At 52.7% G+C, this 19,069-nt stretch carries 16 protein-coding genes and 1 pseudogene; all 17 read right to left on the reverse strand.

Translation table 11 applies throughout. From position 1 onward, the window contains the following. Window positions 1-13: 13 nt before the first annotated feature. Complete coding sequence (locus tag WMO17_RS10830; RefSeq protein WP_349138074.1) at window positions 14-1,573, reverse strand: carboxylesterase/lipase family protein; 1,560 nt, start codon at window positions 1,571-1,573, stop codon at window positions 14-16. Window positions 1,574-1,595: 22 nt separating this feature from the next. Beyond that, the gene (locus tag WMO17_RS10835) at window positions 1,596-2,288 is read right to left on the reverse strand and encodes a flavodoxin (protein WP_349138075.1); all 693 of its coding nucleotides are present in this window, start codon (window positions 2,286-2,288) and stop codon (window positions 1,596-1,598) included. Between the two features lie 50 nt (window positions 2,289-2,338). Beyond that, on the reverse strand, window positions 2,339-3,490 hold the full coding sequence (locus tag WMO17_RS10840) for an alpha/beta hydrolase (RefSeq protein ID WP_349138076.1): 1,152 nt from the start codon (window positions 3,488-3,490) through the stop codon (window positions 2,339-2,341). 72 nt (window positions 3,491-3,562) lie between these two features. Next, window positions 3,563-4,408, reverse strand: coding sequence for an aldo/keto reductase (locus tag WMO17_RS10845; protein ID WP_349138077.1), 846 nt, complete (start codon window positions 4,406-4,408; stop codon window positions 3,563-3,565). A 66-nt stretch (window positions 4,409-4,474) separates the two neighbouring features. After that, window positions 4,475-5,224 (reverse strand): carboxymuconolactone decarboxylase family protein, encoded by a 750-nt coding sequence (locus tag WMO17_RS10850; protein ID WP_349138078.1) that lies wholly within the window; start codon window positions 5,222-5,224, stop codon window positions 4,475-4,477. 2 nt (window positions 5,225-5,226) lie between these two features. Then, window positions 5,227-6,387, reverse strand: a complete 1,161-nt coding sequence (locus WMO17_RS10855) for an iron-containing alcohol dehydrogenase (protein ID WP_349138079.1) — start codon at window positions 6,385-6,387, stop codon at window positions 5,227-5,229. Between the two features lie 33 nt (window positions 6,388-6,420). Beyond that, window positions 6,421-6,957, reverse strand: coding sequence for a flavodoxin family protein (locus tag WMO17_RS10860; RefSeq protein ID WP_015538303.1), 537 nt, complete (start codon window positions 6,955-6,957; stop codon window positions 6,421-6,423). Between the two features lie 208 nt (window positions 6,958-7,165). After that, a pseudogene (locus WMO17_RS10865) lies at window positions 7,166-7,321 on the reverse strand (cupin domain-containing protein); the annotation flags it as partial. A 183-nt stretch (window positions 7,322-7,504) separates the two neighbouring features. Beyond that, the gene (locus tag WMO17_RS10870; protein WP_349138081.1) at window positions 7,505-9,571 is read right to left on the reverse strand and encodes an FAD-dependent oxidoreductase; all 2,067 of its coding nucleotides are present in this window, start codon (window positions 9,569-9,571) and stop codon (window positions 7,505-7,507) included. Window positions 9,572-9,788: 217 nt separating this feature from the next. Further along, window positions 9,789-11,018 (reverse strand): MFS transporter, encoded by a 1,230-nt coding sequence (locus WMO17_RS10875; RefSeq protein ID WP_349138082.1) that lies wholly within the window; start codon window positions 11,016-11,018, stop codon window positions 9,789-9,791. Next, window positions 11,015-12,517 carry a family 1 glycosylhydrolase gene (locus WMO17_RS10880; RefSeq protein WP_349138083.1) on the reverse strand — a complete coding sequence of 501 codons (1,503 nt, stop codon included), beginning with the start codon at window positions 12,515-12,517 and terminating at the stop codon, window positions 11,015-11,017. The genes WMO17_RS10875 and WMO17_RS10880 overlap by 4 nt, the downstream gene beginning before the upstream one ends. Before the next feature lie 12 nt (window positions 12,518-12,529). Beyond that, entirely contained in the window at window positions 12,530-13,972 is a 1,443-nt protein-coding gene (locus WMO17_RS10885) for a PTS transporter subunit EIIC (RefSeq protein ID WP_349138085.1), read from the reverse strand. Between the two features lie 191 nt (window positions 13,973-14,163). Beyond that, entirely contained in the window at window positions 14,164-15,063 is a 900-nt protein-coding gene (locus WMO17_RS10890) for a LysR family transcriptional regulator (RefSeq protein WP_349138086.1), read from the reverse strand. A 58-nt stretch (window positions 15,064-15,121) separates the two neighbouring features. After that, window positions 15,122-16,024 carry a LysR family transcriptional regulator gene (locus tag WMO17_RS10895; RefSeq protein WP_349138088.1) on the reverse strand — a complete coding sequence of 301 codons (903 nt, stop codon included), beginning with the start codon at window positions 16,022-16,024 and terminating at the stop codon, window positions 15,122-15,124. Between the two features lie 302 nt (window positions 16,025-16,326). Next, complete coding sequence (locus tag WMO17_RS10900) at window positions 16,327-17,709, reverse strand: relaxase/mobilization nuclease domain-containing protein (RefSeq protein WP_215674880.1); 1,383 nt, start codon at window positions 17,707-17,709, stop codon at window positions 16,327-16,329. 69 nt (window positions 17,710-17,778) lie between these two features. After that, complete coding sequence (locus WMO17_RS10905; protein WP_215674860.1) at window positions 17,779-18,111, reverse strand: plasmid mobilization protein; 333 nt, start codon at window positions 18,109-18,111, stop codon at window positions 17,779-17,781. After that, window positions 18,108-18,968 (reverse strand): hypothetical protein, encoded by an 861-nt coding sequence (locus WMO17_RS10910; RefSeq protein ID WP_349138089.1) that lies wholly within the window; start codon window positions 18,966-18,968, stop codon window positions 18,108-18,110. Before WMO17_RS10910 ends, WMO17_RS10905 begins: the two co-directional genes overlap by 4 nt. Between the last annotated feature and the right edge of the window lie 101 nt (window positions 18,969-19,069).

Raw genomic sequence — 19,069 nt, forward strand, 5'->3', positions numbered from 1 at the left:
TTTACTCCTTTATTTAATACTCGTAATCCGGGGCGAGTAGCTTCAAAAGCGCTGCATCGTGGTGATAGACCAGCTGAGAGGTGGTGTCCAGCAGCATGGTCGCTCCGCCTTCGCGGGTGTAAGGTTCCCAAGTTGGCAGAGAGTCTGCGCTGGGAACGCCACTTCGTGCAAAATTGACCCAGATGGAGCTGAACAGGTCGTTCATAGCGGAAACGTCCGAGTGGCGGAAAATATAGGGAATCTCTGCACCGTGGTTCGAGCTGCCGTAGGTCAACAGATAGGCATAGACCGGCGCGCCGTTCTGATCCGCTTTGTGGCTCATCGTTTTGAGGATGGGCAAGCGAATCAGGGTATCCACATGGTCAGCGGTCAGGTCGGTTTTGTCCGGGTAGGCCGTTTTCAGGACCGCAGAAAGCGCATCGGTATCCACACCGTCCGTCGAAGTGCGGTAGAAGCCGGTCCACTCGTTCAGGTTGCTGCCAATGAGCAGGGGAATGTCCTGCCCAGCATCGGCAAAGTTTGTTTCGGTGACGGGGCTGGTGGGCAGAAAATCGCCATCCACCACCGGCTCCCACTCCATCTGGTAGCCATCGGTAAGCGGTGCCGGGATCTGGAATTCCTGCGCCGTTGCGTCCAGCGCCTTGGTGGCGGCGGATTGCAGTTTGTCCACGGCAACGATCTGGAGCTGCTCGATGTTTTCAGGGGCAATGTTCAGTTCTGCCAGCAGGTTTTCGGCCAGCCGGGTGCTGGCTTCCTGCGAAGTGAAATTGACGCCCACAGTCTCCGTGACGCCGCTTTCCACGATACCCTTGTGGAAGAGGCCGACGGCATAAGGCGTGGACATGAGTCCCAGCACCTTGGCACCGCCGCCGGACTGACCGAACACGGTCACGTTGTCCGGGTCACCGCCAAATACTTCGATGTTCTGCTGGATCCATTCCAATGCGGCGATGATATCCCACATGCCGACATTGGCGGAATCCTTGTACTTCTCGTCATAGGCAGAAAGGTCGAGGTAACCGAACACGTTCAGCCGGTGGTTGACGCTCACCACGACGACGTCTCCATTTTTTGCAAGCGCTTCGCCGTCGTAGCTGGAATCATTCGCCGTGCCGGTGGAGAAACCGCCGCCGTGGAGCCAGACCAGCACCGGGCGCAGACCGCCGTCGTTCAGGCCGGGGGTCCAGATGTTCAGGTTCTGGCAGTTGTTGTCCGTGCCGTCCTGATTGCCCGCGCCAAAGCCCAGCATCGAGCCTTGGGGGGACATCGGCCCGTAGCTGTCCGCCTTGAGGACACCTTCCCATGGAGTGACCGGCCCGGCGGTCACAAAGCGTTCGGCTGCCTCGGCATAGGGGACACCCAGATAGCGGTAAATGCCATCGTTGATCGTGCCCTGAAGCTGGCCTTCTGCCACGGTGACGATCTCACCGTCCTCGCCGGGGCCGGGGGTCGTATCCGGGGTGAAGCGGCTGCGGATGTAGGCCGCGCCGCCGACGCCGCCCGCCACAAGAACGCCGCCGGTCACGCCGAGGATCGTCAGAAACTTACGCCGGGAAATCTTTTTCTTTTTCATGGGAAGATACTCCTTTTAGATTTTACAAATTCAGCCCTGCGATCCAGCTTGCAATATCGCTCTCACTGCTGCCGCGGCTGAACCGCTGGCCGTCCAGCCAAGTGCCGGCGTCCGCTAATTCTGCCAGCAGATCACCGCTCTGGCCGATGCCGGAGGAAACCGAAGTGCAGAACGGAACAACATTTTTGCCGGAGAAATCGTTGGCGGCAACAAAGCTGCTCATGGGCCATGCGGCAATGCCCCACCAGATGGGGTAGCCGATGAACACGGTGTCGTAATCGTCCCAGCCGTCCACATCGGTGCTTTCCAAAGCCACAGCACGAAGGCCCTCGTCGTTGTGTTCACGGGAAACGCGGCTGTCATTGTTCGTCCAAGTCAGGTCATCGGAGGTATAGGGGTCGGACGGAACGACTTCAAACAGGTCAGCACCCACGGTGTCGGCGATGGTTTGCGCCACACCTTCCGTCGTGCCGGTGGCGGAGAAATACACCACCAGCGTTTTGCCCGTAGTCGTTACCGTGCTGGTAGCTTCCGAAGAAGCAGCCGCACTGGATGCGGCTTCACTGGAAGCGGCAACAGACGATGCCGCCGAGGGAGCCACAGAAGAACTGCTCACACTGCTAGCGGAATTGCCGGAGCAGGAAGCCAGCAGCAGGGCGGCAGCAGATGCGCCAGCAACCTGCAAAAACTGGCGGCGGGAAATTTTATTCTTCATACGAAACACGCCTCTGTCTATGTAAAATGCCGGGAATCTCAGAGAACCGCTCATGCCAGTGCGCGGCTCTCCAGCCACTGATAAATGTGATCAGCGATCTCTTTGTTGTTCAGCTCTTGGAACATGAAGTGGGAGTTGCCGGTGATGCCGATTTTCGGCAGATCGACCACAGTGCAGTCACCGCCATCGGCATTGTACTGGGCGGCAAAGGCCAGTGCGCCGTCCCGTACCTGCCGCCAGAAGCCGGTGGACATGATATCTTCCGGGCCGTTGTCGATGTAATCGCCAAAGTAGATAGCGATTGGAATCCCTGCGCTCAGCAGTTTCGTGTACTGCTCCGAGCCGATGGCAGGGGTTCCGCCCGGCTCAATGGCAACAATGGCGGCAATGTTGTCGGCGGGCACATTCCAGCCGACTGCACCGCCCTGCGAGTGGGTGACGAAAATGGACTTGTGGCCGGTCAGGGTCTGCACGTCCTTCATCACCTCGCCCAGTGCGGCGGCAGCAACTGCCTGATCGAAGTTGCCGGTGTTGGGGGTCATCTGGCGGAAGAACTGATTCTGTGCAGCATCGCCCTCCGGGAACTGGGAGCCTTCGTACCGTTCCGGGGCAACGCGGCCAATGCGGAAGTGGGTGTACCATGCCTGATCGCCGGGCTTGTAGTCCTTGGAGTCGGCAGACCAAGTATCGAGGAAACCGTCCGTGCTCATCTGGGCGGTACTGCCAGCCTCACCACGGCGGGGCTGGTCTACCAAGAACGCAGAGTAGCCGTTGCGCAGAAACAGATCGGCCCAGCCCTGACGGCCGTCCGGGGTGGTTATCCAGCCCATGCGGGACTGTCCATAGCCGTGCAGATAAACCATCGGCCAACCGTTGCTGTCTGCCGGGATTTGATACAGAACATTAGCGTGATCCACATGAGCGGTGTTGCCTGCACGGGTAGTGTCCAGCCAGTTGATGGTGGCATCATAAGTGCCTGCCACCGGTGCCGTGACCGTGCCGCCGGAGGAGAACATTCCTTGCTTGGCAATCGTCAGCGGGCCGTCCGGGTTCAGGCTGTTCTTTACCCAGCGGCTTACCTTGCCGTTTGTCTCGTCAATGGAAACAGGAGCCGCTGCACCCGTCAGTGCGGAAGCGGCTGCACCACCCACCATGGTGGCGGCAAGAACTTTCAGAAAACTTTTGCGCGTGATCTTATTCATCTTCATTTATCCTTTCATCTGGTTCATTTTCCGCAAAAAACTCTCTGCACCCAGCTGCAAACTGCTTGAAATTTACTTCTGATCGTCCACGGGAGGAAACATGGTGGCGAATGCCGCCAGCTTATCCTCCGTGACCTCATAATACCGTTTATCCTTGTTCAGTGCAGAAATCTCCTGCATTTCTGCATCGGTCAGCGCAAAATCGAACACATCAAAGTTGTCGTGGATGTGGGCCGGGTTCTTGGAGCCGGGAATGACCACATTGCCTGCCTGAATGTGCCAGCGCAGAATAATTTGCACGTTGCTCTTGCCGTACTTTGCTGCAAGGCGGGTGAACAACGGCTCTTCCAGCAGGCCCTTGTCAGCGTGGCCCAGCGGATACCATGCCTGAATCACCATGCCATTCTCGGCGAGGAAGGCTTTCAGTTCTTTCTGCTGGGCGTAGGGGTGAACTTCGGTCTGGAGGATGGTGGGCTTGACTTCGCAGATGCTCAGAATTTCTTTGATCTGCTCCTCGTTGAAGTTGGACAGACCGATGGCACGGACTTTGCCCTCCTTGTAAGCCTTTTCCATCAGGCGATAACCGGCAACGTAATCACCGGCAGGCTGGTGAATGAGCAGCAGGTCGATGTAGTCGGTGTCCAGACGTGCCAGCGTCTTGTCCACAGCATCGGCATCGGTGTAGAAGGTCGGCCACAGCTTGGTTTCGAGGAAAATTTCCTCCCGCAGCAGACCGGACTTCTTCATGGCGCGGCCCACGGCTTTTTCGTTGCAGTAGGCGTTGGCGGTGTCGATGAGCCGTGCGCCTTCTTTCAGCGCACTCAGCACGGCAGTTTCAGCTTCGTCCGGGGTCAAAAGAAATGTGCCAATACCGGCCATGGGCATTTTCACGCCGTTATTGAGAGTTGCGTATTCCATAAAAGATTCCTCCTTAAATGTTCTTTCCAAGTTTCGTGGCTTCGTTTTTATTGGTCGCCATGCTCCTTATTTCAGTTTTTGATATTCTTCTTCACTCACTGGTTCACACCACTGACTGCGGCAGTTTTCTCCAGGTACTTCCACAGCCAGATGGGAGAACCAGCTGTCCGGCGCAGCGCCGTGCCAGTGCTTTACACCGGGCATAATGTTGATCACATCGCCGGGGTGCAGCTCCTGCGGCTCTTTGCCCCATTCCTGATAGTAACCCCGGCCTGCCACGCAGACGAGGATCTGTCCGCCGCCTTTGTCCGCCTCGTGGATATGCCAGTTGTTGCGGCAGCCGGGTTCAAAGGTCACATTGAAGATTTTGACCTGCTCCGTGGAGACTGGCGCAAGATAGCTCTGCCCGCTGAAATACTGTGCAAAGCCGTCATTGGGCGCGCCGATGGGGAAGACCATACTGTTCTGGTGCAGCTGCTTTTCATCAGTGTTTTCCGCATCTGCCCAGATGTCCTTTGCCATTCGGAATGCCGCCCAAGCCTTGGGCCAACCCGCATAAAACGCAGCGTGCGTCAGGATTTCCGCAATTTCACTGCGGGTAATTCCGTTTTCCTTGGCCATTTGCAGATGATGTCCGAAAGAGGTATCCGTCAGCCCCTGCGCCATCAGTGCTGTCACGGTGATGAGGGAACGGTCGCGTGCAGAAAGCTCGCTTTCCCGGCTCCAAACCTCACCGAAAAGAACATCATCATTGAGCTGCGCGAACTTCGGCGCAAATTCACCAAGCACATCTCTGCCTGCTGTGATTTTCTTCATGGTCACCTGCACTCCTTCAAAATTTCGTAAATCTCGTCATGGCTCAGCTTCTTGCAGCAGCCGCCGGTCAGCACGGTAGAATCGGCCACAGCCTTGAGGTCGGTGCCGGCAGGGATGCCCAGTTCTGCAAAGGTGGTGGGCATCCCGATCTCCTTGATGAAGGCCGCCAGAGCCTCCACGCCAGCCTGTGCCAGTTTCAGCTCGGATTTGCCCGCCGGGTCGATGCCCCAGACGTTCTGTGCAAAGCGGGCGAACCGTGCGGTGTTGGCCGGGAGCAGGTGACGGTACAGCACCGGGTGAATGACCGCCAGACCAGCACCGTGGTTGCAGTTGGTGTAGGCACCCAGCTGATGCTCGATCATGTGACACTGGAAGTCGGTGACCTTGCCGATTTTCAGGATGCCGTTTTCGGCCATAGCCGAAGCCCATGCCAGCTCGCTGCGGGCCTCGTAGTTGTCCTTGTCGGTCAACAAGACGCGGATGTTGCGGATGACGCTGCGCATGACGGCTTCGTTGATGTCATCGGAGAGGTTGTTCTCGTCCGGCTTGCCGAAGTAAGTTTCCATCGCGTGGCTCAGGGTGTCGAACGCACCGGAAATGACCTGCTTCATGGAAACGGACAACGTGTAGGTGGGGTCGAGGAAAGCAAAGTCGGCCTGTGCACCCCACAGGGCCCCCTTAATCTTCTTTTCCTCATGGGTGATGACCGCGCCGTTGTTCATCTCGGAGCCGGTACCGAACACCGTGACGATGGTGCCCAGCGGGATGAACGCAGTGGGACGAGTATGCTTGGTGTTTTCCAGCTCCCACAAATCTTCGTCCACCTTGGCCTGTGCGGACACCACCTTGCAGCAGTCGGACACGGAACCGCCGCCCACGGCAAGGATCAAATCCACATGGTTCTCACGGGCCAGCTTTGCACCCTCCTGCACCTTGGCGTAGGTGGGATTGGGCATGATGCCGGGAAACTCCACGATGCGCTTACCCTCGGCGTTCAGAATACCGACGATTTCATCATAGACACCATTGTGCTTGATAGAACCGCCGCCGTAGGCCAGCATCACGGTATCGCCGTAGTGCTCCAGCAGACAGCCCAGATATTCCTTCACGCCACCCTTGCCGAAATAAACCTTGGTCTTGTTTTCAAACAGAAAATTGTTCATAGCCGTTACACTCCTTTATATAAAACTGGGAAATCAGACGTTTTTGCCCATCTCGTAGGCTTCCTTCATGGCCGGGGAGGACATCACCTCGCCGGGCCGATATACGCCGGTGCCGTAGATGACCCCCTTTTCCTTGGCACCATTCAGGCAGGCGGTAAAGCCCCGGAAACACTCCAAGGTGCAGGCCATGGCAGCACGGTTATCGTCCGCGCAGGTCATGATGAAATAGAACTCCTTGTTCGGAATGTTCGTCCACCGGGCAAGGCTGCGGTCGATGATGATCTTCATCTGTGCATCAATGGAGTAGAAGTACACTGGGCTTGCCATCACGATAACATCTGCCGCCTGCATTGCGTCCAGAATTTCGCTCATGTCATCGTTCAGGGCACACTTGCCGCCGTGGTCGCGGCAGTAATAGCAGGCATTGCAGGGCACAATCTTCTTGCTGCGCACGAAGATCTTTTGCACTTCGTTGCCGCTCTCCTGCGCACCACGCATAAACTCACTGCACAGCAGGTCGGAGTTGCCGTCCTTGCGGGGACTGCCGGACAAAATCAAGACTTTCTTCATCGGTCGTTCCTCCTTTGAGGTACTCTCTTTTTCTGGTTCCAGTATAGCGCAAGTCTGCATTTCCCGGAATCTCCACTTTGTTCACTTGTTTGAACTCAAAGGTTCAAACAACCCGCTTGACCCCCTGATTGTAACACTTAGAGTCAGCTTTAGGTCAAGTGCATCTTTTGTAAAAATTAGAGGGAGTAAATTCCATAAACTGTTCTCCTTATTTTACCTGTTCATAATCTTCATTGCTGACAGCCTCGCACCATTCGGTATGGGTATTTTCTCCTGGCACTTCCACCGCAAGATGAGAGAACCAACTATCCGGGGCTGCTCCGTGCCAATGCTTCACGCCTGCCGGGATATTGACGACATCACCCACCGTCATCTTCTAAGATGACAATTTCTTTGTCATCTCGCTTCGCTCGAATCTTATAGCTAAAGCATTTCTACTCCACCAGCGGAGCTGGTGGTTGTCGCTCGCTCAAGCTACCCAAAGCAAAAAAGTGCTGTCCGGAAACCGGACAGCACTCCTTATCAGATAGACAGATTCAATTCAAGGTTACAGGCCCAGCTCGGCAACAGCAGTTTCCGCTGCAATGTGGCCTGCTGCGGTGTAGAAGCCCAGCGAGAAGCCGCCAAAGTAGTAATCACCAAACAGGCGGGCCGTAGACATTTCACCCACTGCAAACAGGTTGTCGATCACATCGCCGTTCTCGTTCAGTACCTGGAAGTTATCATTGGTGACACAGCCGCCAATGGTGCCCCAGGAAGCAGGGTAGACACGCACCGCATACAGCGGGCCGTCCTCATACGCGATCAGATGGCTTGCATCCTTGCCGAACGCATCATCCACACCATTCTTGCACATTTCCTGATAATGGTCGAAGGTCGCGCGGAGGGTATCTGCATCCACATCCATCTTCTTGGCCAGTTCCTCCAGCGTATCGGCCTTGACAACGATGGTATTGTCGTCACGTTCCACCAGCTTCTGAACATCCGACAGGAAATAGTCTGCCATCTTGCTTTCGTCAAAGATCGCATAGTAGGCGGAACTTGCCTGACGCAGCATCTGCTTGTTGAAGTACATCTGATTGTAGGGGGATTCGTTGGCCACGCGCTCGCCATCGGCGTTCACCACCAGCTCATTCTGCTGGGTGGGACTGTTGGCATAAGTGTAGGCAAACACAGGGGAAACATCCGGGTAAGCAGACTTGATATAAGGGCCTACATCCATCTGCGCGCCAATTTCCTCCATCATGTTGAAGCCGTCACCGGTAGAAGAAACCGCAGCTTCGTCATAGAAGTCAATGGTCTCCAGTTCAGGGTTGGCTTCCACCATGCGATCCCAATCATGGGATGCGCCGCCGGTAGCAACGATCACCTTGTCGGCGTAAATTTTGTAGCTGCCGCTGCGGTTGGAAACTTCCATACCAGCGGCCTTGCCATCCTCCATGAGAATATGCTCCCCCTTGGTATTCAGGAGAACAGTGACACCCTCTTTTTCCAGCAGCTTGGTCAGAGAATCGGTGAACACTGCACCATTGCCGCCAAAGTTAGTGCGGACGTAATCGCCGCGGTCAGTGGAGGTATGTTCCAGACCGAAATCATTGGTCAACCAGTCAATGGCACGGCCAGTTTCCGGCAGCATCTTTTCGATAAAATCATAATCCGGCTGACGCTCGCTGGTCTCGTTCACTTCCTTGAAGTAGTCCAGTGTACGCTGCAGGTCATCGTTTTCATCCACGGTTTCTGCACCTACTGTGCCCAGACCGCCGCCTGCCAGCAGCAGGTTGCCGCCCAGAAAACTCATCTTGTCGATCAGGATAACATCCGCACCCTTTTCGGCAGCGGCAAGGGCTGAGATCATACCGGCCATACCGCCGCCCACGACCACAACATTGGTAGTCAGATCATCCGTAGCCATCGGCTCATAGTTCACAGGAACCGCACGCAGTGCATCCAGATCAACACCGGATTTACCCAGTGCATCGGCCACAGCATTGATGATGCCGCGGCTGGTCATGGTAGCACCGGCAACGGCATCCACGCCCAGCGATTGGCTCTGGATGATGCTGTCAGGAATCTGCTCAACTGCACGATCCGAGATACCGGCGGTGTCCGGGTTCTCGGTCACATCAATGGACAAGATCTCCTTGTCGCTGACGGTAACATTGACCGTGACGACACCGGCGCGGCCATTGGCTTCGCCGGTATAGGTGCCAGCGGTGTAAGAAATTTCGCCACTGGAAGCGTCCAGAACACCGGCCTGCGTCAGAGCATCCTTGACAGCATTCAGGATAGCAGTGCTGGTAATCGTGGCACCAGTCACGCCATCCACGCCATCAATGCCGCCTGCATCCAGAATGGCCTTTGTCATAGGCTCCACAGCCTGACCGCCAACGGTGGGGGTCTCGTCCTCGGCCGACACTTCCAGACCAACGACCTTGCCACTCTCGTCCACGGTGACGTTGGCAGTCACTTCGCCGCCGAATCCCTGACTATGGCCAACATACACGTTAGTTGCAGAGGACGTTGAAGCCGACTGCGTGGAAGAACAGCCAGCAGCGACCGACAACATCAGTGCCGCAGCAAGAACACCTGCAACGGCTCTTTTCATCTTTCTCATGCTTTCACTCCTTCATCATTGTTATCTATCCGACAAAGTTAGTATACTTGTATAAAGCAGGCATGAGAAGACACTTTTAACTTGTAATGTAATAAGCTTAAGGTTTAAACCACTTAATCTTCCCTGATTTCAAATACTGAAATTTTGTGGCATCCCTCAAAAGCAAAACGCCATGCAGTTCTCAGCGACCGCACGGCGTTTTACAAGGAGAAAAAACTTACAGACTGTTTTTCCGATACCGCATAAACGCGGTTGTTGCAAGGAACAACGATGTAACTGTAATTGCTGTCACAATCCAATAGGCCGGAACATAACTGCCTACAGCGTCTGCAATGATACCCGGAATCGTATTAAATGCGATTGAGCCAATCATTGTAAAGCTTTGTAAATTCTTGGTTGTGCGTCCAAATCTTTTTTCGGACGAAACGCTCTTTGCAATAGCAGACAGGCCTACGGTAGAAAGTGCCATACCGAGATTGATGAACACGACCGACAAAACGGCCAGAACCATACTTTTGCGGCCTGCCATGCAACACAGTAGCCAGCCTGCAATCAGGAAGCAGTAGAACAACTTGGTCGTACTGCTTGTGCCAGCCTTGTCCGCAATTGCTCCGAACAGGCATTTTCCGGCAATCATCAACGCACCGCCCAGAGATAGGATGCTGGAAACCTGAAATTCCGAGAATCCGGCGTTGATATACAGAACCGAAATGTGCTGATATCCGCCGCCGGTTACTGCGCCCAACATCAAAATACCGACCAGCATACACCACATTGTTTTGGAGTCGGCATCTTTCTGATTATTCAGAATGCCAGCTTTTTTGCTGGAGTTCTGCCGACCGAAAGCCGTCATGCCGAGCTGCTGCGGACGATCACGCAGCAGAAGATAGACAAGCACGGCAATAACAGCCATCAGAATCGCCATTATGCGGAATACGCCTGGCAAGGAATATTTTCCAAGCAGAATTGCCAAAATCATGGGAATCGTAATGGATGCAACGCCCGTTCCAGCTGCACATAGTCCCAGTGCAAGGGCTGTATGTTCCGCAAACCAAGAATTGATGACAATGGAGATTGGCACCATACCGGCCAGTGCATAAACAACACCTCCCAGCAGTGCACCACATACAAATCCTGCATATCCTGTAGAAAAGCTGTAGATCAGATAATCCACAGCCGCTCCTGCTAATGCCAGTGCAAGGCCGACACGGTAGGAGAAGTGCTTGTAATATGGTTCCAGCAAAACGGATGTAACAATCAGTGACACCAGACAGATGATCGTAAAAATACTCGAACCCTGTGTTTGCGTCAGCCCACCATAATCAATGATATACGGTAAGTATGCAGTGATCGACCCAGCTACTGCACCCACACAGAACATGGAAAGCACACCGCACAGGCAGATTACAAAGGCGTAGGGAAACCGTTCCTTTTTTGTTTCACTCAAAGTACTTCACCGTTGCTTTCAATTACCTTCTTATACCAATAGAACGATTTCTTCCGACTGCGTTTCAATGTGCCGGTATCATTATCCAGCTTATCAACATAGATGAAACCGTAACGCTTGCGCATCTCTCCCGTGGATGCAGAAATCAGGTCGATTGGTCCCCACATGGTAAAGCCCATCAGGTCAACGCCGTCATGCACTACGGCATCCTTCATAGCTTCGATGTGCTTTTTGAGATAGTCAATACGATAATCATCGTTTACACTTCCGTCTGGCTGACGAGTATCAATGGCTCCAAGGCCATTTTCTGCAATTAGGATCGGTTTTTGATACCGGTCATAGACCTGATCTAACGCAATACGAAGCCCCATCGGATCGATTGCCCAGCCCCAATCGGTCGCTTTCAGATACGGATTTTTAACGCCAAGGGTTTCTTTCAGCGGAGAATCCGGTGCTACCCACGGTGCATTTGGGTCGATGCTGACCGTGGTGCTGCGGTAGTAGCTAAAACTGATGAAATCAACTGTTCCCCGGGACAAATCAGCTTTGTCCTGCTCTGTAAGATCGATTTTGATTCCCTCTCGTTCATACCGGCAAAGCTGGTAGCTTGGGTAATAGCCGCGTGCCTGAACGTCTGTGAAGAAGTAACATTTCTGTGCCCGTTCCCATGCCTTATGTACATTGGCCGGGTTGCAGTCCGCAGGATAAACCACGGCCTGACTGATTGCTACCATGCAGCCAAGTTTGTTTTCAGGGTCAATCTCGTGAGCCAGCTTTACAGCTTTTGCCGAAGCCACCAGTTGATAGTGTGCTGCCGGAAGCATCACAGTTGGATCACAGGAGGTCACACCTGCCCCAAGCCAGCCGGTCACATTCATGCTGTTAATTTCATTAAAAGTAATCCAGTACTTCACCTTGCCCTTATAGCGGCGGAACAGAACTTCAGCGTAGCGTAGGTAACAGTCAATGGTGCGGCGATCCCGCCATGCACCCCATTTATTCACCAGTCCGAGGGGCATTTCATAATGGCTGATGGTTACAATCGGCTCAATGCCCTGTTTTCTGCACTCGTCAAAAACGGCATCATAGAAAGCAAGACCTTTTTCGTTGGGAGTCAGCTCATCTCCATTAGGGAAAATGCGGCTCCATGCAACGGACATCCGGTAAGCCTTGAATCCCATTTCTGCAAAGAGTGCAATGTCCTCTTTGTAATGGTGATAAAAGTCGATACCCTCATGGTTCGGATACCACACATCCGGCAGTACAGCAAAAGAAGCTCCATCGGGCAGATCGTGCAGGTCGGTCATCGAAATCTTACCGGTCACGCCATTACTTCCGCAGTATGTCAGGTAGCGCGGTTCGGTAGCAGTGCCGCCCGTCAGAACATCGTCCGTTGACGGACCACGTCCATCCTGATCCCATGCACCTTCCAGCTGATTCGCTGCGGTGGCTCCGCCCCACAGGAAGTCCTCTCTGAAACCATGTCTGATCTGCTTCATATTGTTCTCCTTTTATTCTTCCACAGCGGCCTTTTCCGCAACGGGTTCGTCCTTGTAGGTGATGAAGGTAATTGCAAACGAGACCACCATGCCAACGAGGATTGCCACAATAGACCAGCCCACGTCGTAGAAACTCTGGGTTTCCGGGTTCAGGTAGGTTGCCAGAGCAAAAATGCCCAGACCTCCCATAGAATAACGCTTCACGCCCAGTGCACCCATTATGGCCCCGCTGACGGCAGAAGCCAAACAGGAAATTACAAAGGGTTTTTTCTTAGGAAGGGTAACGCCGTAGATCGCAGTCTCCGTAATACCGAATAGACCGGAAATAACTGCAGGCAGTGCGACTTTCTTCAGCTTCTCATCTTTGGACTTCAGATACACAGCCAGAACAGTCGCAGTCTGAACAAAAGCAGCAGGCATTGCAGTCGGGATGATATTATCATAGCCAACAGCTGCCATACTGGTCAGTGCCAGCGGAGTCAGGCCCCAGTGCAGACCGAAGATAACAAAGACCTGGAACATGCCGCCGAGGATCGCACCTGCAAGCAGGCCGCTCACGCCGAAGACCGTGTTGAAGAGCTGAGTGATGAGGGCGCAGAGGATGCCGGTGATGGGTCCGATCACAAGGAAGGTGACCGGAACAATGATGATCAGAGTGAACAGCGGAACGAAGAACATCTTCACAACGTCCGGAATGATCTTCTGAAGGAGCTTTTCCATTTTAACAGCAAAGAACACTGCCACAATGATGGGAACGACCGTAGAGGTGTAGCCGCCGGAAGGCAGCAGGACAGGGATCTTGAGGAAGGTGGTGTAATACGGCGTTGCAAAGATCGTACCCTCAAATGCGGTACCCAGTGCTTCCATACCGCTCAGATCGACGATAGCCGGATAGCACATCGAGCAGCCGATGGAAATGCCGATGAACTTGTTGCCGCCCATCTTTTCGGCTGCCGTCATACCAAGGATGATGGGCAGGAAGTAGAAAAAGCTTGTGCCGACTGCGTTCAGAATGACATAAGTTCCGTCCGTCGCGCTCAGCAATCCGAAGAAGCTTGCAACTGCCAGCAGGCCTCGTATGATGCCAACACCGGACAAAACACCCAACACCGGAAGGAATGTACCGGAAATCAAGTCAATCAGTGCGGCACCCGGAGAAAGCTTTTTGTCCGCAGGCTGCTCTGCCAAAGCTTTTTCGCCGCTGAAATGACCGACCTGACACACTGCGTCATAAACAGCGGCCACCTGATTGCCAATGACGATCTGGTACTGACCACCGGACTGTATTACTGCTGCAACGCCATCTGTTGCTTTCAGGATATCTGTATTCGCTTTACTCTCATCCTGAAGCTTGAAGCGCAGACGGGTAACGCAGTGGGTGACAGAGATAACGTTTGATTTGCCGCCAATATTCTGGATAATGATGCGGGCCAGACCATCATACTTACTTGCCATGATTGCTCTCCTTTTAATTTGAATTTCGTTTTTCACATTCCAGCAGCTGCTTTTTGTGACTTTATTATAATATTTTTTTTCAAATTGCAGAATATCTGTTTTGTTCATCAGTCAAAACCTTTGGGTTTTGACTGATGAACAAAACTAAAAGGACGGACACAGTTTGCGTCCGTCCTTTTAACCGATTAGCATTATTGCGTTGCATTCAATGCCGTTTTCATGGCTTTTACAAACTGCATAACAGCCGGAGCCGGTTTTTCTGCATGAAGTAAGCCATATGGCACCTTATAGTCCCAGTTGACATCCAGCATCTTCATCATGGGGTGAACATTTTTCCATGCACGGATTCCGATTAGAACTGATTTATCACTTTCACAGCGGTTGAACACTTCCATATCATAAAAATCGAAGTCTACAATATGAACCTGTGGATGTTCCAGGGTTAGATAATCTCTCAGGCCATCCATGTCGGTATTCCATCCGCGTTGCATCATTAGAAGATCTCGTCCATAAATATCTTCAATTTCCAAAATTTTCTTTGATGCCAACGGATGATACAGAGAAACCGCACAGCATAGTGGCTCCATGCTCAGCCGTGTCCCCGCACACTGTCGCTGCTTCAGAAAAGTATCATCGAAGATACCACCGAGCACATCAATGTTTTGACCTAGATTTTTAAGGATGTTTTTGGCATTTGCTGGTGTGTTGGAAAACGGGATCATCTGAAATCGGATATCCGGGCACCTTCTCTGTATTTCCGGCCAGACATCGACAAGCGGCTGAGGTGTCATAGGCGATACTCCAATGCGAACGGTCTTCTCGGCAGGAGAGGTTGCGTTTCGGGCACGTTCCAGAGATGCAGCGCAGTAGGTTATTAGATAAGAGGTATCTTTGTACAGTGACTGCCCAGCTGGGGTCAGTTTCAGTCCCCGGTGTGTGCGCACAAATAAAGTAAGTCCAAGATCTTCTTCCAGAAGGTTGATTTGCTTGGTAACCGCCGGAGGTGTGATATAGAGCAGTTCTGCCGTTTTGCTGAAACTTCCCGATTCCGCCACCTTCAAAAACGTTTCCAGTTGTGTGTTATACATCATAATAGCAACTTACTCCAGTTTCTGCTCAATCTGCATTATTAGGGATTCTCCGGCTGAATTATCCATATAATTCTTTGCTGGCAATTTTAGCCGCATCCAGAAAACGCTGAACGGCAGGCGTTGGATTCGGGGAGTGCAGGATACCATAGGGGATGCCGTAATCCCAATCTACTGGAATCACTTTCAGCAATGGGTGGACATTGGCCCAGCCCGGAATTGCCAGCAGCACATCGTTGGTGTTTTCGCAGCGGTTGAAGATGTCCATGCTGTAAAATTCAAAATCCACGATATTTACTTGTGGATGGTGCTGCCATAAATCATCCCGCAGTTCATCTACATAGTGGCTCCATCCACGGTGCATCAGCAGTAGATTTTCGCCGTACAGGTCTGTGATCTGCAAGCGGTCTTTTGCCGCAAGTTTATGATGGATGGAAACCGCGCAGTAAAACGGCCCGCGAACCAGTTCCAGACCGGCACATTTGCGCAGATGCAGCATCGTATCATCAAAGATGCCGCCTACTACATCAATGTTCGTGCCGAGGTTCGCCAGAATTTCCCGTGCATTTTCCGGGGTGTTTTCAAAAGGCACAATCTGGAATTTGATGTCCGGGCAGATGGTCTGCACTTTCGACCACAGTTCCATGAGCAGCTGGGCAGGTGTCATGGGAGAGGAACCAATGCGGATGACGTTGGAATCCTCCTGCATTGCGTTCCGGGCACGAATGACAGAATCATGGCAGTATTGAATGATGTACTTGGCATCCTGATACATGGAACGGCCTGCTTTGGTCAGTGTTAGTCCCCGGCGAGTACGCTCGAACAGCTTGACACCAAGGGAATCTTCCAATAGGTTGATCTGCTTGATGATGGCCGTTGGCGTGATGTAGCTTTCCTCTGCCGCCTTGTTGAAGCTGCCTGCATCCGCCACACAGATGAAGGTTTCCAGCTGATGATTGTACATGAAAACACCTGCCCTTCGGAGATTTCTATAAGAATAGGATAACATCCGATTGTGTTAAAATCAAGAAGTATTCCAGCGAGATAAGCGGTATGCGATTGTAGCAAGCAGGGCAAGTTGGTACCAACTTGCAATTTTTGAATCGGATTTTTCAAATCCAAATTCAAAATGCTTGTTGGGCTGTGCCCAAACCCCGTTTGATCTGCATCGTGCCGATGCAGGCTGCGCGTTTGTTCCAAACACTTCTATAACAAAAAAACAGCCTAGGACTCTCCCACAATGGAAGAATCCTAGGTTGTCATCGTCTATCGGGACTGCGTTTTTTCGGTGGTGTTCTTTTCTTCTGCGAAGAACAGTTCTACATTGCGCTGCGCACGAAGAAGCTCCTGCATCTCGTCTTTTGCTTTGCGGTAGTCCGGGTAGGCGGCTTTCTTTTCCGTCAGCAGCTTGGAATATTCTGCATCCAGTTCCTTGACCTTGGGAAGCTTTTTCAGTTTAGCTTCATCGAAAGCCGTTTTTGCTGCCTTGTGCAGTGTGATCTCTGCGCGATGGTTTTCCAGAAATCGCTTGCTGTATCCGGCCTTGCGGTAGGCATCGTACACCGGGCGTGTTTTTGCGTAGTTGACGATGTGTGTCCGCAGCACGGCAATCTCGGTCATGCGCGTTTCTGCTGCCTTGATGGAATCGCCCAGTTCGTGATAGCGGGCAGTGGCAGCGTCCACACGCTCCTGCATTTCCTCGATGCTGCCGATTTTCTTCTCCTGCAAGAAAATCAGTGTCTTGGACATTTCTTTCAGATTGTACTTTTTTGCCCACCGTGCATAGCCGATGTTCTTGCCCTCGGCCAGCTTTGCCTGCACATCCACCAGAAGATTGAACGGTTTCTCTTTTGGCGGCTGCTTCTGATGTGGGCGATGCTCGGCTTCTCCGGCAATCACCGCTTTCAGTTCTTCTTCGCTGTATCCTGTGCCGAGCGTCCTAAAACGAATGAATCGTTTTTGTCGCTTTCCCTTGACAGAGGTGTATTTTCCGCGCTTGACCTCATAGCCCTGTTGCTCCAGCTTTTGCAGAAAATCTTCGTAGCCTTTGGGCTTTTCCGCCAGAATGTTGTCGAGCACACTGCATAGATGGTCACGATTGCTTTCCTTGGGTGGGTAAAGTGTGCGCTTTTGCCGCTCCCGGTAGGGCTTTTTCTCAATGACGGAGAGCTGATGCTCTAAGCAAATCAGGTCGCTCAGCCGCTGCACGGCCAGCCCGGACAATAAAAAATCCCGGAATTTCCGGGTGCTGTCCAGTGCGGTAGAGTTGTAAATAATGTGATTGTGAATATGCTCCCGGTCTGTGTGAGTGGCAACAATAAAAGCGTACTTGCCTTTGGTAAAACGCATCGCCAGTTCATAGCCTACCTTGTTGGCTTCCTCGGCGGTGATTTCACCGGGTTTGAATGACTGCCGAATCTGATAGGCGATTACATCACTTCTCTGCCTGCGCCCAGTGGCAAGTTCATACTGCCGCTTGGACAGCATAAATTCTTCGTCCACCGTCAGAGGACTGCACTCGTAGCTGCTGACCAGTTCGCCCTGTTCGGTCTTCTCCGGGTTTTGTGCATAGTCTGTGCGGCTTTTCAAGCAGGCCACAACCGATTTTCCTTTGTTTTTGTGCAGCGCAATCAAGCGTGTTGCGGCTATGTCCACCACCTCCTACGGCTTTATCCTTATATAATATGTATCCCCACAGCCGAAGCCGTGGGGCAAAAATCAGAAACCAGCCAGCCAGGAGAGAATCTGTTTGCTAATGGCAATCAGTTCATCCAACCGAATGCGCAAATCTTCCAAATCGGCAGCATAGACCTGACCGCTTTCATTGGCAGCTTTGGCATACTGGTTCAGGTTATTACTGCACATTTGCAGAAGATGGGCCATGCGGCGCAGCTCTGGCAAATCGAGATGCAGACAGTAGCCATCCAGTGCCATCTTGCGCAGATAGGAGCCGATGCTCAAAATACCGCTGGATTCCATCTTGCTCCAGATGCGTTCCAGTTCCTGCTTACTGACGCGGAAATGAAGCTGCTGGTCACGGCGGTCATTCATCGGGCATCACCATCCTTATCCAGATAACTTTTGAACAGTTTGACAGGTTCGGCCTTATCTGACTTTTCTTCCAGAGCCGCCAGCACTGAGGGACGGCGAGGTTCATCCGCCTTTTCTTCCTCGCCCTGTTCCGGCTCGTGCTTTTCGTCTGCATCCAACTGGGCGTTCAGTTCCGCAAGGCGCGCCGACTTTTCGGCCAGTTCTTCCTCCTGCGGGAACGGCTTCTCCACTTCGATCTGCGCTGCGGCCTGCTGCTGTTTGAGGGTGGCCAGTTCGTTTTCGGCAGAAGTGATGCGCTCCGGGAAATTATTCAGAGAGTTGTCCAGACGGATGATGCAGCCGAGTGGGTCTTTGCCCAGTGCTACCGAGTATTTTCGCTGGCCTTTCAAAAGAGCCTGATACTCGCTGTGGTAGGTGTCGAACCGCAGGGACAGTTCAAAGCCGCGATAGCTGCCGATCACTTTTTCTTCACTGTTGGGCAGTTCGGAGCAAGCGAGGAGAAGCCGCTCACCAGCAGTCTTTTTCTCATCGTAGGCCATGCCTTTGATGGTAATGCCGCAGAAGCCCTCTTTCTCCTGCGGATGCACGGCGGCAAGTTCCGCATCCGATTTCAACCCAGTAATATAGGCAGTCGTTTCCTGAATGTCAGCCGGGAATTTTGTGAGCAGCTTATCTTCCAGACGGAACTTCTGGCTTTGGTGGTCGGCTTTCAGAACTTTGAGCTTTGCGACCTGCACATCCAAATCCATCTTCTCTTTGATGAGCGGATTTCCAGCACACAATGCCTTGATCTCCGCATAGGACAATGCCTGTTCGTCCACATCATCACAGGAGCGCACCGGAGATTTGGAAGTCATAATCTGCGAGATAAACCGCTGTTTATATAGGGCTTACGCTCCACTTCTCGTGTTCGGATGCTGCCGATCACGATGTGGACATGAATGTTTTCCGAATGGTT

It is taken from the genome of Faecalibacterium faecis (assembly GCF_040096475.1).
In the GTDB taxonomy this organism is placed as follows: domain Bacteria; phylum Bacillota; class Clostridia; order Oscillospirales; family Ruminococcaceae; genus Faecalibacterium; species Faecalibacterium taiwanense.